Consider the following 13,699-nt stretch of genomic DNA (forward strand, 5'->3'; position numbering starts at 1 on the left):
GCGCCGCCAAGCCACCGTCGTCGTCATTGCCTGCTTCGGTGTCCTGACGCGGATTGCCCTTCGATCGTCCCGGTGGCGCCTGCTTCCGGGTGCCGTTTCCACCCCTTGAGGATATCGCCCCATGTTCAACGACGATCATCTCAACCGCATCAAGGCGGAGATTGCCGACAGCTTCGACGAGGAGCTGGAAATGCAGATCGAGGAGGAGCGGCTGGACGATCTCATCGCCGAAGGCATGTCCGAAGTGCCCGTCCAGACCCTTGAACGCCGGGTCTATTTCCGTGAGTTGTTCCGCCTCCAGCACGAGCTGGTCAAATTGCAGGATTGGGTGCAGCACAAGAAGCTCAAGGTGGTGGTGCTGTTCGAGGGGCGCGATTCCGCGGGCAAGGGTGGCGCCATCAAGCGCGTCACCCAGCGCCTCAATCCGCGCGTCTGCCGCGTCGTCGCCCTGCCGGCGCCCACCGAGCGCGAGCGCAATCAATGGTACTTCCAGCGCTATGTGCCGCATCTGCCGACGGCGGGCGAAATGGTCCTCTTCGACCGCTCCTGGTACAACCGCGCCGGCGTCGAGCGCGTCATGGGCTTCTGTTCGGACGACGAGCTGGAGGAGTTCTTCCGTTCCGTGCCGGAATTCGAGCGCATGCTGGTGCGCTCCGGCATCATTCTTATCAAGTACTGGTTCTCCATTACCGACGACGAGCAGGAATTCCGCTTCCGCATGCGCATCCACGACCCGCTGAAGCAGTGGAAGCTTTCCCCGATGGACCTCGAAAGCCGCGTCCACTGGGAAGACTACACCAAGGCGAAGGAAGAGATGCTGGAGCGCACACATATTCCGGAAGCGCCCTGGTGGATCGTCGAGGCTGTCGACAAGAAGAAGGCGCGCCTCAACTGCATCGCGCATCTTCTGGCGCAAATCCCCTACGAGGATATTCCGAAGCCTGCCATCGAGCTGCCGGAGCGCGTTCGCAACGACGACTATATCCGTCATGAGCCGCCGGACGAGATGTATGTCCCGGAAGTCTACTGACGCCGGTTCCCGCACTTGAACCTGCTGGACCAGAGGGAGAGAGGCATGGCGCCGGGCCTGGTCGGCGCCTATCGCGGCCACCCCGGCGGTCCGCTCATGCCGATTGTCCCGCAGGACATCGACGCTGCGCTTGCCGCCGAGGACGGCTGGGTGTGGCTGCATGTCGATCTCGTCGACCAGCGCATGCTGAGCTGGCTGGCCGGCAAGTGCCCGTTGCCGGCGGCGGCGCGCTCCATCCTCGAAGGCCATGACGAAAGCCTCGTCCTCGGTTACGAGGCGGGCACGGTTCACGGCGTCGTCGCCGACCTGCAGCAGGACATGGAGCGTACCTCCACCACGATCGGCCGGCTGCATTTCGCCCTGTCGGAGCGTCTGCTCGTCACCGGCCGGCGACATCCCGTCGAGGCGGTGAACCGGGTGCGGCGCTCGTTCGCCGACGGCTTCTGCCCGGCGACGGCCTACGAACTCTTCGAGGCCATCGTTGCGGCCTTCTGCAAGAACACCGCCATCAGGCTCAAGGACGCCGCGGCGATCCTCGACGCGGTGGAGGACCGGCTGGTCACCGAGCGGCTCAGCGACGAGCGGCGCAGCCTGAAGGAAGTGCGGCGCCTCGCCGTCTCGCTGCATCGGCCCGTCGCGGGCATGGTAGCGCTTTTCGAGGAGGAGGACCGGGAGGACTGGGCACTCTCCGAGCATGCCCATGCCGTTCTCCGGCGGCTCTCCATGCGGCTGGAACGGCTTGACCGCGAAATCGTCATGGTCAACGACCGCGCCCGGCTGCTCCAGGAGGAGATGGCGGCGGAGCTTGCGGACGAATCCAACCGGAGCCTGAGGGCAATGGCCGTCATGAGCGCGCTATTGCTGCCCGGCACGCTGGTCGTCGGCGTCTTCGGCATGAACACCGGCGGGCTTCCCTTCAGCGAGGGCAACACCGGTTTCTTGTGGGCGATGATGCTCGGCATCGCCGCGACCGCGCTGTTCTACTGGCTCTTGCGCCGCGCGGGCATCAGCCTGCGGTTCTAGGTATGCAATCCGGATCGTATCGCCGGCCCTTCGAACGATGAAGTATAGATGCATAAGATGCTTTATTGGCCTCAGTCCCGACGAACATGCTCACTGAAGAGGTCGATCCAAAAAAGGTTTGAACGTAATGTCAGGTCAGGTCCCAGCCACAGGGCGCCGCCTCTATGCGATCGGCGACATTCATGGGCGTGCCGATCTTCTCGATAGGCTGCTTGCCCATATCCGTTCGGCGGAGGAGGGGAGCCGCGTCATCTTCCTCGGTGATCTCATCGACCGCGGGCCGGACAGCCGGGCCGTGCTGGACATGGTGGCCGCCCACCTGCGGGAGAACAGCGCCTCGCATCTCATCCTCGGCAATCATGACTGGTTTCTGCGCGAATTCCTGCTCGACCGTCTCGCTGCCGACGATCTCCGGCGGTGGATCGATCACTATGGCGCGACGGGGGCCTTGCTGTCCTACGGCATCGCCGATCCCGCGGCCGACTGGACCGCCACGCGCCGCCGGATCCTCGCCGGATGGCCCGGGCATCGCGATGTGCTGTGCGCGGCACGCCACGTCCTTGTCGAAGCGCCGTTCTGCTTCGTTCACGCCGGCCTGCGGCCACAGGTGCCGCTCGCCATGCAGTCCGCCGAGGACCTGATGTGGATCAAGGCGGAATTCCTCGATTATCGCGGGGCTTTCGAGCACCGCATCGTCCACGGCCATACGCCGACCGCCTCCGGCCTGCCGGAGGTCTACCCCAACCGCATCGCGCTCGACACCCATGCCTTCAAGTCCGGCCATCTGACGGCCGCCGTCTTCGAAGAGGGCAGGCTGTCGCACTTCCTGCGCACGGCGGTTTCCGCCGATGGCACCGTCACGGTGGAGCCGCTGGCCGGCCCGGCCTGAAACCGTCATCCAACTGTCATCCAAGGCGAATATTGCACCGGCAATTGTTGCAAGAAGCCATTGCCGATGTCGAAGAAAATTGACCAGGATGCCGATGCGGTATCCGCCCATGACCTAGCGCTGCACTATGGCGACACGATCGTCCTCAAGGGCATCGACCTTTCGCTTTCGAGGGGCAGGACCCTTGCGCTGCTCGGGCCCTCGGGTTGCGGCAAGACCACGCTTCTCAGGCTCGTCGCCGGGCTTCTCCAGCCGACCCGCGGCACGGTGAGGATCGCCGGCCAGCCGGTCGCCGATGCGAAGACCGGCTTCTTCGCGCCGCCGGAGCGGCGCAATCTCGGCATGGTCTTCCAGGACTACGCGCTCTGGCCGCATCTGACGGTCGGCGGCAATGTCTCCTTCCCGCTCGAAATGCGGGGTGTCGCCCGGGCGGCGCGCGCGGCGCGCACGATGCGCGCCCTCAGGCGCGTCGGCCTCGAAGCCTATGTCGACCGGCGCCCGAGCGACCTTTCCGGCGGCCAGCAGCAGCGCGTCGCCATTGCGCGGGCCATCGTGGCCGAGCCGCAGCTCATCCTCTTCGACGAGCCGCTGTCCAATCTCGACCGCGAGCTGCGCGAGAACATGGTGGGCGAGCTTGCCGGCCTCATTGCCGAACTCCGGCTCACCGCCATCTACGTCACCCACGACCATGCGGAGGCGCTGACCCTTGCCGACGAGGTCGCCGTCATGCGCGCCGGTGAGATCGCCCAGCTCGCGGCGCCGGACGATCTCGTCGCGCGCCCGGCGAGCGCCGAGGTGGCCGATTTCCTGCGGCTCGGCGGAACGGCGCGGCTTTCCTGGCGCGGCGGCACCTGGTTTCTCGCCGGCAGCGACCACGCGGTGGCGCACGAGGCCGCACCGTCCCGTGGCCGCGAGGCACAGGTCCTGCTGCCGCTTGCCGCCGTCGCGCTGAGCGGACCGTCCCACAAGGCGCTTCCGGCCAGGGTCGTACGCTCCCAGTTCCGCGGTGACGGCCATCTGGCGACGGTGGTGCTCGCCGGCTCGCCCGATGTCGAGCTGCAGCTTCTCAGCGCCGCGCGGCTGCGCCCCGGCGAACAGATCGGACTTTCCATAGACCCCGGCCGGATCCGCTGGTTCGGGGAGGAAAGCCATAGCACGCAAGAAAAGAAGGTTGTGACATGTTGAAATCGATCAAGGGGCTCGTTGCCAGCGCCGTATCGACCCTGCTCCTGGCAGGTGTCGCCCATGCCGACATCACCGTCTACACCGCCGGACCGCAGAGCCTCATCGACAAGCTCGCCGAAGGCTTCACCGCCGAGACCGGTGTCAAGGTGAACGTGTTCCAGGCCACGACCGGCAAGGTCATGGCGCGCATCGAGGCGGAAGCCGCCAATCCGGTGGTCGATGTCCTGATCTCGGCCTCCTGGGATACGGCGACCGACTTTGCAAAACGCGGCTGGCTCGTGCCCTATGCCAGCCCGAATGCCGAGAAGGTGCCGGCCTTCCTGAAGACCGAAACCGCCGTCGCACAGGGCGTCTCTGCCCTGGGCATTGCCTGGAACACCAAGAGCGGCACGACGAAGCCCGCCGAATGGGCCGACCTCACCAAGCCGGAATTCAAGGACCTCGTCAACATTCCCGACCCGGCACAGTCCGGCTCGTCCTTCGAGCTGACCGCGGCGCTCGCCGGCCAGGACGACTTCAAGCTCTTCAAGGACCTGAAGGAGAACGGCGCGGTCATCGCCGGCGCCAATGCCGAGGCGCTGAATCCGGTGCTACAGGGCGCCAAGGCCGCCGTCTTCGGCGCCGTCGACTACATCACCTTCGGCAGCAAGGCCAAGGGCGAGAGCATCGACGTGATCTTCCCGGAATCGGGCACCGTCATCGCGCCGCGCCCGGTCATGATCCTCAACTGGTCCAAGAACCAGGACGAGGCCAAGAAGTTCGTCGACTACATGCTGTCCGATGCCGGCCAGACGCTCGTCGCCAAGACGTTCCTGATGCCGGCCCGCAGCGACATCCCGGCCGATCGCCCGCTCATCGCGGACCTGAAGCTGCTGAGCTACGATGCGGCGGCCGTTCAGGGCAAGCGCAAGGAAACCTTGCAGCAGGTTTCCGACATCTTCGGCGCCGACTGAGGTGATCCCATGAGTGCGAAGGATATCGGCGGCGTTGCGCCGGCAGCCTGGCTTGCCCTGGGTGGTCTTGTCGTCGTCGTCGCCGTGCCCTTCGTCGCGATCGTCCTTCAGGCGATCTTCCCCGCCATCGGGATGGGCTCCTTCGCGAAGCCCTTCTCGCTCCTGGTGGCGACGCTCGCCGATCCGCGCCTCCTGCGCATGACCGGCAACACGGTGCTCCTCGGAACCTGCGTGGTGATCGCCTCGGCGCTCCTGGCGATCCCGCTCGGCGTTGCCCGCGCGCTCTATCGCGTCCCCTTCGCGCCGGCCTGGGACGTGCTCCTCCTCGTGCCCTTCATGATCCCGCCCTATATCGCCACGCTCGGCTGGATCATGACCTTGCAGCCGCGCGGCTATCTCGAGCAGCTTTTCGGCTTCAACCTCGCGCCGGTGCTCTTCTCGTTGTTCGGCATGACGCTGGTCATGACCTTCAATACCTTCCCCGTCGTCTATTTCGCCGTGTCACGGACCGTCGAGGCGGTCGGCGCGCGCTATGCGGATGTCGGCCGGGTCTTCGGGGCGACGCCGGCAAGGGCTTTCTGGCGCATCACGCTGCCGCTTTCCGCGCCGGGACTTGCGGCGAGCCTGCTGCTCGTCTTTGCCGCCGCGATCGAGGAATACGGCACGCCCGCGGCGCTCGGCCGCCGCGCCGGCTTCGACGTCCTCGTCACCGGCATCGATACGCGCGTCGGCGACTGGCCGATCGACCTGCCGGGCGCGGCCACCCTGTCGCTCCTGCTGGTCGCCCTGTCGCTGGCGGCCTTCCTCCTCCAGCGCTGGATCCTGACCCGCCGTTCCTACCAGACGGTGAGCGGCAAGCCGCAGAATGGCGACAAACGCCCCCTCGGCTATCTCAAGCTGCCGGTTCTGGCCCTCTTCGGCGTGGTCGCCTTCCTGTCTACGGGCGTTCCCATGCTGGCGATCCTCTCGACCGCGCTATCGCGGACGATTTCCGGCGGGCTTGCCCTCGACAACCTGACGCTCGACAATTTCGCCGCCGTCTTCGGCAATTCCGCCGGTGCGCTGGGGGCGCTCGCCAACAGCCTGACGCTCGGCGTCGCGACCGCGCTGCTGACGGGCCTGATCGGGGTCGTGTCGGCCTATGTGGTGGTCAAGACGCGCATGCGGGGCCGGGCGCTCATCGACATCATGACGGTGCTGCCCAATGCGCTGCCCGGCATCGTCGTCGCCGTCGGCCTGATCCTCGCTTGGAACATGCCGGGCCTGCCTTTCACGCCCTACAATACGGGCTTCATCCTGCTGCTCGCCTATTGCTGCATCCTCTTGCCGCAGACCGCGCGCTATGCCACGGCCGCCTTCGTGCAGATCGGCGACAATCTCGAAGCCGCCGCGCGGGTCTTCGGTGCCACCGGCGCCGTCGCCTTCCGGCGCATCCTGATCCCGCTGGTCTTCCCCAGTCTCGCCTCGGCGATGCTCCTCGTCTTCGCGCTCGCCTCGCGGGAGCTGGTGGCGTCCGTCGTTGTCGCCCCGGTCGGCATGCAGACCATCGCCACCTTCATCTGGCGTCAGTTCGAGCAGGGCTCCGTCGGCCTCGGCATGGCGATGGCTTTCGTCACCATCATCCTGACGACACTCCTGCCGCTATTGTGCCTGCGCCTGCTGAGCAGGAAGAGCTTGATCAGGGAGTGAGCCAGTCAAGTCCGGCCGATCATTCTCACCGGCTGCGGACAGGGGCTATCCAACGATGGGCGGCGAGTGGCCCATCACCCCAGTGCACACCATGGCATCGTACAGGTCCGGGATGCGTGTTCGTCGGATGAGGGTGGAAGAATCGAGCGAAGAATCGGATAGGTTTTCGGCAAGGGCCGGGAAGATGCCTTTCCTCTCTCTCTCTCTCTCTAGCCGGATCGATGCCTGCAGCGTGCCTGGCGGTCGATGGTGGCGTCAATCGAGAATAAGCCCGGCCCGCGTGCCGCGATGAACAGGAGAGAGACGGCCCAGGTGCCGTGCGTCGGCCAGGCATCCGGATAGACGAAGATCTCGATCACCAGCGTCATCGCCAGCAGCGCCAGCGCGGAGAACCGGCTGGCGAGACCAATGACGAGGAGGAGCGGGAAGAGGTGTTCGGCAAAGGCGGCAAGGTGTGCGGCAAGCCAGGGATCGACGAGTGGCAGCTTGTATTCGTTCTCGAAGAGATAGACCGCGCTGTCGGAAACCGACCAGCCGTCCAGCTTCGTCTGGCCGGATCGCCAGAAAACGGCGGCTATGGAAAGGCGTGCGACCAGGGCGATGAGGTCGTTCGGAATCCGGTCGAGCGCCTGTATCGCCTGTTCGAGGAGGCGCTGCGGTAGCGGCGTGGCGAGATCAGGCGCGGTCACGGTCTTCATCGTCTTGGTCTTTCCTGGTGGCGGTGAAGGCTCCGGCACGGAGCAGGATTGCGAGATTTTCGGAAAGGTCGAAGGCGGCATCGTCGGTCATCGCCGCGCCGGTGGCTTCTGCCAATGTGCGGCCTTGCGCCAGATGCCCGAAGAAGGATGCGCCGGCCGGCGGCAGCGGCACGACCTCGACGGTCATGCGGGGTCGGACCACGAGGGCGTCTTCGCCGCGCCAGTCCGGAATGGGTGCAATGGGACGCTCACCCGCATTCATCGCCCAGATCGTTGCTGCCGGATGAGACGACGAAACGATCGAAAGGGCGGGATGGGAGAGGAAGACAAGGTCGCCCAGCCGATCGGGTTCGATGCTTGCAAGGGCCTGCGGATGGAGCGATGCCGCGTCGGCCGCATGATAGGCGCGGGTCCGGGCCGCTTCGAGGCGCATGACATCCGCGAGATAGACGATCTCGCGAGCCGGCTCGAAGGCTGCTGCGAAATCCGGAAAATCATCGCCGTAGACCAGAAGCAGCGGCGAGCGCGGCGGATGGACGCGGATGAAGGCCTCGGCCATCGCCCGGAAGAACTCGGCTCCGACGATCCGTTCGGATGCAGGAAACCGGGCGGCAAGGGCGCCGGTCAGGCTGGCCGACACATTGTTGCGATAGACGCTGTAGCGGCGGTGCGGTGACGGCGAATTCCAGGCCATGACGCCGGCAGGTGGCGGCGCGGCTTTCAGGAGGCCGGCGGCGAAGGCACTCTGGGTCGCTTCCGGCATGGCTCAGGCTGCCCTTTGGCGCGCGGCGGCATCGATCAGGCGCTGTGCCGCCACGGCCTCCCTCCGAAGCACCGGCCAGGCGGGCACGTCGTTGTCCCATTCGATGAGGCTCGCGACCGGGCCGATACGGCCAAGGACCGTTTCGTAGAGCGCCCAGACCGGATCCTTCACCGGCGTGTCGTGGCTGTCGATGAGAAGTGGTGCACCGAGGTCATCCACCGTTTCGGAATGGCCGCTCAGGTGGATCTCGCGCACAGCCTCCAGCGGGAAGCGGGCAATGTAGTCGCGCGGATCGAGATTGTGGTTTATCGCGGCGACGAAGACATTGTTGACGTCGAGCAGCAGGCCACAGCCGGTGCGGCGTGCAATCTCGGCGAGGAAGTCGGTTTCCTCGAGCGTGCTTTCCGCAAAGAGCAGGTAGGTGGCCGGGTTTTCGAGCAGCATCTGTCGGCCGAGAGCCTCCTGTACCTCATCGATGTGCTCGCCGACGCGGAAGAGCGTTTCCTGCGTATATGGCAGGGGCAGGAGGTCATTGAGGAAGACGCCGTCGTGCGTCGACCAGGCGAGATGTTCGGAAAAGCTCTCCGGCTGGTAGCGGTCGCACACGGTTTTCAGCCGGGCGAGATGATCGCGGTCGAGCGGCTGCATGGAGCCGATGGAAAGGCCGACGCCATGAATGGAGAGCCCATAATCCTCACGCAGCTTGCCGAGTTGGGCATGCGGCGGGCCGCCGGCGCCCATGTAGTTCTCGGCATGGACCTCGAAAAAACCGACGGGCTGCGGTTCGGAGATGATGGCTGCGAAATACTCGGGCTTGAAGCCGGCGCCGGCGCGCTGGGACAGGGCTGAGGGGATCATGGCGAAACCTTTCGACGAGGAAGGCGACGGCGCCGCAAAGGCGCCGTCCGGCAGGGCAGATGCGGGGCTCAGGCCGGCGCCATGCCCGGTTCCAGCATGCCGTGTCCATCAGGCGTCTTCATCGACAGGCACGTTCCCTTCGGAACGAGCTTGAAGGCGTTCTGCTGGTAGTCGATCTTCGACGTGCCGGCGCAGGTCGTACCCGGACCTGCGGCGCAGTCGTTCTGACCCTTCATGGCGATACCGTAGCACTTCTCCTTGGCCTCTTCGGCCGTGGCGGGCGTGGCAATGGCGGCAAGCGCGGAAGCGAGCGAGCCGACAAGGGTGAGGGTGACGATCGTGGTCTTCATTCTCTGTCTCCGTTTTTGGGCCAGCCGCGACTGGCTATGCATGGACGGCTACGGAGAGGGATGATGGTTCGTTACAGGAGGAGGTTCCGGCTTTTTTCGGCAGCTCTTGTCGCGCAGCTATCGTTACACGAAAAAAGCCTTTCACATCAGTCTCTTAGGCTCGTTGCGGATTTCTCGGCACAGACGCGGTAACAAAACCGTGTCTCCTGGCGTAGGGTATGCAGCAGTGAAACAGTCGGCGCGCGAAGAGGAATGGGCGGCATGGCTGCGCCTCGCCATCAAGGGCGACGCGCAGGCCTATAATCGTTTCCTCGTTGCGGTGACGCCGCATCTGCGCAGCATGGCGCGGCGACGCTGCGACCAGTACGGTGCGCCGGCGAGCGAGGCGGAGGATGTGGTGCAGGAAGTGCTGCTCGCCGTCCATCTGAAGCGCGGCACCTGGGATCCGACCCGGCCGCTCGGGCCGTGGCTGGCGACGATTGTGCGCAATAAGCTGGTCGATAGCCTGCGTCGCCGCAGCCGGCATGGGAATGTGCCGCTCGAGGATGTTGCGGATTTCCTGGCGGCGGGGGACGAAACGCACGAGGCCGCGGACCGGCTGGACACGGAGACCGTGCTCGCCCGACTGAAGGCCCCGCAGCGCGATATCGTCCGCTCGATCTCCATCGAGGGGGCCGGTATCCGCGAGACGGCAGCGCGGCTGAAAATGACGGAAGTCGCGGTGCGTGTCGCCCTCCATCGGGCGCTGAAATCGCTGGCCGCCCTCTATCGGAGCGAATGAAATGAAGACCGACGACCTGATCACCCTGATGACGCAAGACGCGCCCGTCGGCATGCGCTACGGCCGCGCGCTTGCGCTTGCGCTTGGCGCGGGCGTCGTTGTCTCGGCCGTGCTGCTCATCGCGACGGTGGGGCCGAGGCACAATATGGTGAGCGTCTTCGAGACGGCGCGCGTGCTGTTCAAGATCTTCGTTACAATCGTCCTTGCCATCTTCGCCGTGCGGCTCGCCATGCGCATCGGCCGGCCGGGGGAGGAAACGCGCCGTCCCGCGCTTCTGCTCGCTGTTCCTGCCGCGATGGTCGCCGCCGCGGTCGTCGCCGAGCTCTTTGCGCTGCCGGCCGATGCGTGGCGGGCAAACGCGGTCGGCCGTAACGCCCTCTTCTGCCTGCTCTTCGTGCCGGCCCTTTCGCTCGCGCCCTTCGCCGGTCTCTTCTGGGCTTTGAAAAAAGGCGCGCCGCAAAGCCCCACGGCGGCGGGCGCTGCCGCGGGCCTTGCCGCCGGCGCGATTGCCGCGGCCATCTATGCTTGGCATTGCCCGGACGACAGCCCGCTTTTCCTCGCCACCTGGTACACGATCGCCATTGCCGGCGTGACCGTTGGCGGCGCGCTTCTTGGCCGTCGTCTGCTGCGCTGGTAGTCTTCTGCTGCCTCCGTGCCTAGCCGGCGGCTCGATCTTGTCCCTCAACTGCGGGTAGGCCGAGCTCGACTCCGTCCAGCATGGCGCCTGCGCCGTCTTTCTGTGAGCCATCGACATATTCGCTTTGCGCCTCCTCCCTTTAAGCCTAGCTTGCCTCGGCCGCTTCCTCCAGATGGACGAACGGACCACGCTCCAGACCTGGACGGTGATGGAAACCCTGCTCGGCGTCATCGGCTTCGCTTTCGCCCTTGTCGGATGGTGGATACTATGAGCGGAGAGCTGCATCATATCGTGGTGATGGGCGTTTCCGGCAGCGGCAAGACCACCGTCGGGGAAGCGCTTGCCGAACGGCTCGGCTGGCGTTTCATCGAGGGCGACAGCTTCCATCCCCCGGAGAACGTGGCCAAGATGTCCGCCGGCAGTCCGCTCGACGCCAACGATCGTACTCCATGGCTGAAGGCGCTGGCGGCGGAGATCGCCAGAGATGAGGGGGTGTGCCGGGTCGGCTGTGCGTTGGAATCGCAATCCTCAAATTTGCCGCGAGATCATTTCTCGGGTTTATGCTTTTACCGATAGTCCCGTGCTTGGCATCGTGGTCGCCACCTTCAGGATCGCTTCGGCCGCGCGCTTCACGCCGGCTGCCTTCTGCATGCTGATCGCATTGTCCTTTAGCCTCGCCCGCATCGCCGCATCATCCATCAGGCTGGTGATGGCGCTTGCCAGCTCGTTCTCGCTCCAGCCATAGCGGTCGAGGTGCAGGCCGACGCCGGTTTCTTCAGCGCGGCGGGCATTGTCGTGACCATCCCAGCAATAGGGCATGATGATCGATGGCGTACCGAAATAAAGCGCCTCGCAGAAGGAGTTGTTGCCACCGTGGTGGATGAACAGGCTCGCCTGTTCGACCACGGAAGGCTGCGGAAACCAGTCGTCGATGAAGACATTGTCCGGCACGTCGCGATAATCGTCGCGCCAGTGGCCGGCGTTGATGAGAAAACGGTAGGGCAGTTTCGAGAAGGCCTCGATCATCCGCTTGATCATTGCCACGTCCATGGCGCCGAGCGAGCCGAAGCTGATGAGCGCCAGCGGCGCTTCATTATGACTGGCGAAGCGGGGCGAGACATAGGGCGCCTCATGCCGCACGCAACCGTCGAGGAAGACGAAAAGCTCCTCATCCAGCACGTTACGGCGCTTGCGGCGAATGATTTTCGGCGCTAGCAGCAGGTTGAGGTAGGGCGACGGCTCGAGAAAAACTGACGTTGGCGGTGGACGCAAGCCCGACTGGCCGAGAAAAGCGGAAAACCGTCGGTGGGCAGAAGCCGTCACCTCGCGGTATCGCGCGGAAAACCGCTCCCATTCCTCGCCCGGTGTTTCGCTGCAGCCGGAGAGATAGGGCGGCACGCACGGATCGGGAATTTCGGTTTCGGCGCAGGAGACGACGCGGACCCAAGGTACGCCGGCATTGGCGATCGCCGGAAACATCACGACATTATCGAGCACGATCACATCCGGCTTCAGCCGGGCCACAAGTTGCCTGAGCGGCTCTTCCACCCGGATCGCCGTATCGACGATCGCATCCCAGGTCGGGCCGACATAGCTTTGCAGTTGGTCGAACGGACTCTGGCGGAAGGCGTCCTGATGGCGCTCGATGAAATCGTTCCAGTCGGTCGCGGGTGCGGACGTATCGTCGCCGAGTTGGTATTCGCCAAAGCCGTATTCGGTAAAGACGCCGCTGAAACCGGGATGACAAATGAAAACGGGGCGGTGGCCCATGCGCCTCAGTTCCTGGGCGATGCCCACACAGTTCAGCGCTGCGCCGTAGCTTGCTTCCGGAAAGAGGGCGATGGTCTTTGCTGGCGTCATGGAGGATCAACGCACGACGAGCTTGAAGGCGGGAGGAACGCCACGGCCGGCCAGCCGTGGGCGCTGCGATTGGGAGAGCTGTATATGCACACGCATGAGATCGGCCGCAAGCTCCATCTGGCCGCGCTCGATCTGCTCGAGAATCTGGATATGCTCGAGGTTGGACTGCATCAGCCGGAAGGCGTTGACATGGCCGGCCGGCGGGCTGGCGCGGCGGCGGCGGTGATGGTTGGTAAGCGTCTCTGCCATGAAGGGATTGCCGCAGGAGCGCGCGATCAACAGGTGGAAATCGTAGTCCGTGCGGTCGAAAAGTTTGCGGTCGAAATTCGTCTCGTTCATCCCGCGCAGGATCAGCATGGACTGGCGCAGCGCCGTCATCGCCGGAATATCGCGCTTGAACTCCGGCAGGGTCAGCGCGAGCGGTTCGGTCGCAAGGCGGAACTCGTAGCTTTTCGCCGCCGCATCGCCACTGATGGCGAAGTGCTTCAGCAGCCATTGCTGGCCGGAACCGCGTTCGGCCAGATTTTCCTCTGCCAGTTTCACAAACGCATTTTGTACCGTCTGGCGTGAGACCTCATAGCGGCGCTGCAGCGCGGCGACGGTCTGGCTTTCGGCAATGCGTCCGGCGGCGAGATCGCGTAGGATCGCGGCATAGATTTCACTCTCGCCATCGCCTTCCGCCGTGTCTTCGAGGCGGGCAATGGCGGCGGGATCGACGGCGAGCAGATAGCCGCCCTCGGCATCCGCCGTCACAAGCTCTCGCTCGGCAAGAATCTGCAAAGCCTTGCGGATCGGGGTTCTCGAGACGTTGCAGAGCGAGGCGAGCGCCTGTTCGGCCAGCCGCTCGCCGGGCGCCATGCCACGCTCGCCGGCGACATCCAGTATTTTTTGCGCCAGTTCGACATGGCGGAAATTGGTCCGTTTCGGCTCCGGTGTCATGGCTCGCCTCTGCCCTCCATCGCCGTGCATGCTGCCCTTTGAGC

General features: G+C 65.0%; 15 protein-coding genes. 9 read left to right on the forward strand and 6 right to left on the reverse strand.

Going from position 1 to position 13,699, the window contains the following annotated elements; all coding sequences use genetic code 11:
- The first annotated feature begins 121 nt into the window (after window positions 1-121).
- From ppk2 to AABQ55_RS28865, 6 genes are all read left to right on the forward strand, one after another.
- Entirely contained in the window at window positions 122-1,030 is a 909-nt protein-coding gene (gene ppk2, locus AABQ55_RS28840; RefSeq protein WP_244768828.1) for a polyphosphate kinase 2, read from the forward strand.
- A 45-nt stretch (window positions 1,031-1,075) separates the two neighbouring features.
- Window positions 1,076-2,053: a CorA family divalent cation transporter gene (locus AABQ55_RS28845; protein ID WP_272808509.1), complete on the forward strand. Its 978-nt coding sequence runs from the start codon at window positions 1,076-1,078 to the stop codon at window positions 2,051-2,053.
- A gap of 127 nt (window positions 2,054-2,180) precedes the next feature.
- Complete coding sequence (locus tag AABQ55_RS28850) at window positions 2,181-2,942, forward strand: metallophosphoesterase (RefSeq protein ID WP_272808510.1); 762 nt, start codon at window positions 2,181-2,183, stop codon at window positions 2,940-2,942.
- A gap of 66 nt (window positions 2,943-3,008) precedes the next feature.
- Entirely contained in the window at window positions 3,009-4,127 is a 1,119-nt protein-coding gene (locus AABQ55_RS28855) for an ABC transporter ATP-binding protein (protein WP_272808511.1), read from the forward strand.
- Window positions 4,121-5,080 (forward strand): ABC transporter substrate-binding protein, encoded by a 960-nt coding sequence (locus AABQ55_RS28860; RefSeq protein WP_272808512.1) that lies wholly within the window; start codon window positions 4,121-4,123, stop codon window positions 5,078-5,080. Before AABQ55_RS28855 ends, AABQ55_RS28860 begins: the two co-directional genes overlap by 7 nt.
- 9 nt (window positions 5,081-5,089) lie before the next feature.
- Window positions 5,090-6,769 (forward strand): ABC transporter permease, encoded by a 1,680-nt coding sequence (locus AABQ55_RS28865; protein ID WP_272808513.1) that lies wholly within the window; start codon window positions 5,090-5,092, stop codon window positions 6,767-6,769.
- 209 nt (window positions 6,770-6,978) lie between these two features.
- Here the strand turns inward: AABQ55_RS28865 and AABQ55_RS28870 are convergent, their stop codons facing one another.
- The 4 genes from AABQ55_RS28870 to AABQ55_RS28885 form a co-directional block, all read right to left on the reverse strand.
- Window positions 6,979-7,467 (reverse strand): DoxX family protein, encoded by a 489-nt coding sequence (locus tag AABQ55_RS28870; protein WP_272808514.1) that lies wholly within the window; start codon window positions 7,465-7,467, stop codon window positions 6,979-6,981.
- Window positions 7,445-8,230 (reverse strand): HvfC/BufC N-terminal domain-containing protein, encoded by a 786-nt coding sequence (locus AABQ55_RS28875; protein WP_272808515.1) that lies wholly within the window; start codon window positions 8,228-8,230, stop codon window positions 7,445-7,447. Before AABQ55_RS28875 ends, AABQ55_RS28870 begins: the two co-directional genes overlap by 23 nt.
- A gap of 3 nt (window positions 8,231-8,233) precedes the next feature.
- On the reverse strand, window positions 8,234-9,088 hold the full coding sequence (gene bufB, locus AABQ55_RS28880; protein WP_272808516.1) for an MNIO family bufferin maturase: 855 nt from the start codon (window positions 9,086-9,088) through the stop codon (window positions 8,234-8,236).
- A 68-nt stretch (window positions 9,089-9,156) separates the two neighbouring features.
- Window positions 9,157-9,438 carry a BufA1 family periplasmic bufferin-type metallophore gene (locus AABQ55_RS28885; RefSeq protein ID WP_272808517.1) on the reverse strand — a complete coding sequence of 94 codons (282 nt, stop codon included), beginning with the start codon at window positions 9,436-9,438 and terminating at the stop codon, window positions 9,157-9,159.
- Between the two features lie 226 nt (window positions 9,439-9,664).
- Between AABQ55_RS28885 and AABQ55_RS28890 the strand changes: the two genes are divergently transcribed.
- The 3 genes from AABQ55_RS28890 to AABQ55_RS28900 all read left to right on the forward strand — a co-directional run bounded on the left by AABQ55_RS28890 (window position 9,665) and on the right by AABQ55_RS28900 (window position 11,432).
- Window positions 9,665-10,219, forward strand: coding sequence for a sigma-70 family RNA polymerase sigma factor (locus tag AABQ55_RS28890; RefSeq protein ID WP_272808518.1), 555 nt, complete (start codon window positions 9,665-9,667; stop codon window positions 10,217-10,219).
- A gap of 1 nt (window position 10,220) precedes the next feature.
- Window positions 10,221-10,856 carry an NrsF family protein gene (locus AABQ55_RS28895; RefSeq protein WP_272808519.1) on the forward strand — a complete coding sequence of 212 codons (636 nt, stop codon included), beginning with the start codon at window positions 10,221-10,223 and terminating at the stop codon, window positions 10,854-10,856.
- 267 nt (window positions 10,857-11,123) lie between these two features.
- Window positions 11,124-11,432 carry a gluconokinase gene (locus AABQ55_RS28900; RefSeq protein WP_272808520.1) on the forward strand — a complete coding sequence of 103 codons (309 nt, stop codon included), beginning with the start codon at window positions 11,124-11,126 and terminating at the stop codon, window positions 11,430-11,432.
- On the opposite strand, the gene AABQ55_RS28905 is transcribed toward AABQ55_RS28900, so the two are convergent.
- Window positions 11,415-12,716 carry a glycosyltransferase gene (locus AABQ55_RS28905; RefSeq protein WP_272808521.1) on the reverse strand — a complete coding sequence of 434 codons (1,302 nt, stop codon included), beginning with the start codon at window positions 12,714-12,716 and terminating at the stop codon, window positions 11,415-11,417. The two genes, AABQ55_RS28900 and AABQ55_RS28905, sit on opposite strands and share 18 nt — an antisense overlap.
- Window positions 12,717-12,722: 6 nt before the next feature.
- Entirely contained in the window at window positions 12,723-13,655 is a 933-nt protein-coding gene (locus AABQ55_RS28910) for a GntR family transcriptional regulator (protein ID WP_244768539.1), read from the reverse strand.
- Window positions 13,656-13,699 lie beyond the last annotated feature (44 nt).

Origin of the sequence: Shinella sp. WSD5-1 (assembly GCF_963942435.1) — a bacterium.
In the GTDB taxonomy this organism is placed as follows: domain Bacteria; phylum Pseudomonadota; class Alphaproteobacteria; order Rhizobiales; family Rhizobiaceae; genus Shinella; species Shinella yambaruensis.

Bases quoted from the DNA above. Each gene is read 5' to 3' on its own strand.
- ppk2 (WP_244768828.1), top strand. From the start codon at position 122: ATGTTCAACGACGATCATCTCAACCGCATCAAGGCGGAGATTGCCGAC.
- AABQ55_RS28845 (WP_272808509.1), top strand. From the start codon at position 1,076: ATGGCGCCGGGCCTGGTCGGCGCCTATCGCGGCCACCCCGGCGGTCCG.
- AABQ55_RS28850 (WP_272808510.1), top strand. From the start codon at position 2,181: ATGTCAGGTCAGGTCCCAGCCACAGGGCGCCGCCTCTATGCGATCGGC.
- AABQ55_RS28855 (WP_272808511.1), top strand. From the start codon at position 3,009: ATGTCGAAGAAAATTGACCAGGATGCCGATGCGGTATCCGCCCATGAC.
- AABQ55_RS28860 (WP_272808512.1), top strand. From the start codon at position 4,121: ATGTTGAAATCGATCAAGGGGCTCGTTGCCAGCGCCGTATCGACCCTG.
- AABQ55_RS28865 (WP_272808513.1), top strand. From the start codon at position 5,090: ATGAGTGCGAAGGATATCGGCGGCGTTGCGCCGGCAGCCTGGCTTGCC.
- AABQ55_RS28870 (WP_272808514.1), bottom strand. From the start codon at position 7,467: ATGAAGACCGTGACCGCGCCTGATCTCGCCACGCCGCTACCGCAGCGC.
- AABQ55_RS28875 (WP_272808515.1), bottom strand. From the start codon at position 8,230: ATGCCGGAAGCGACCCAGAGTGCCTTCGCCGCCGGCCTCCTGAAAGCC.
- bufB (WP_272808516.1), bottom strand. From the start codon at position 9,088: ATGATCCCCTCAGCCCTGTCCCAGCGCGCCGGCGCCGGCTTCAAGCCC.
- AABQ55_RS28885 (WP_272808517.1), bottom strand. From the start codon at position 9,438: ATGAAGACCACGATCGTCACCCTCACCCTTGTCGGCTCGCTCGCTTCC.
- AABQ55_RS28895 (WP_272808519.1), top strand. From the start codon at position 10,221: ATGAAGACCGACGACCTGATCACCCTGATGACGCAAGACGCGCCCGTC.
- AABQ55_RS28900 (WP_272808520.1), top strand. From the start codon at position 11,124: ATGAGCGGAGAGCTGCATCATATCGTGGTGATGGGCGTTTCCGGCAGC.
- AABQ55_RS28905 (WP_272808521.1), bottom strand. From the start codon at position 12,716: ATGACGCCAGCAAAGACCATCGCCCTCTTTCCGGAAGCAAGCTACGGC.
- AABQ55_RS28910 (WP_244768539.1), bottom strand. From the start codon at position 13,655: ATGACACCGGAGCCGAAACGGACCAATTTCCGCCATGTCGAACTGGCG.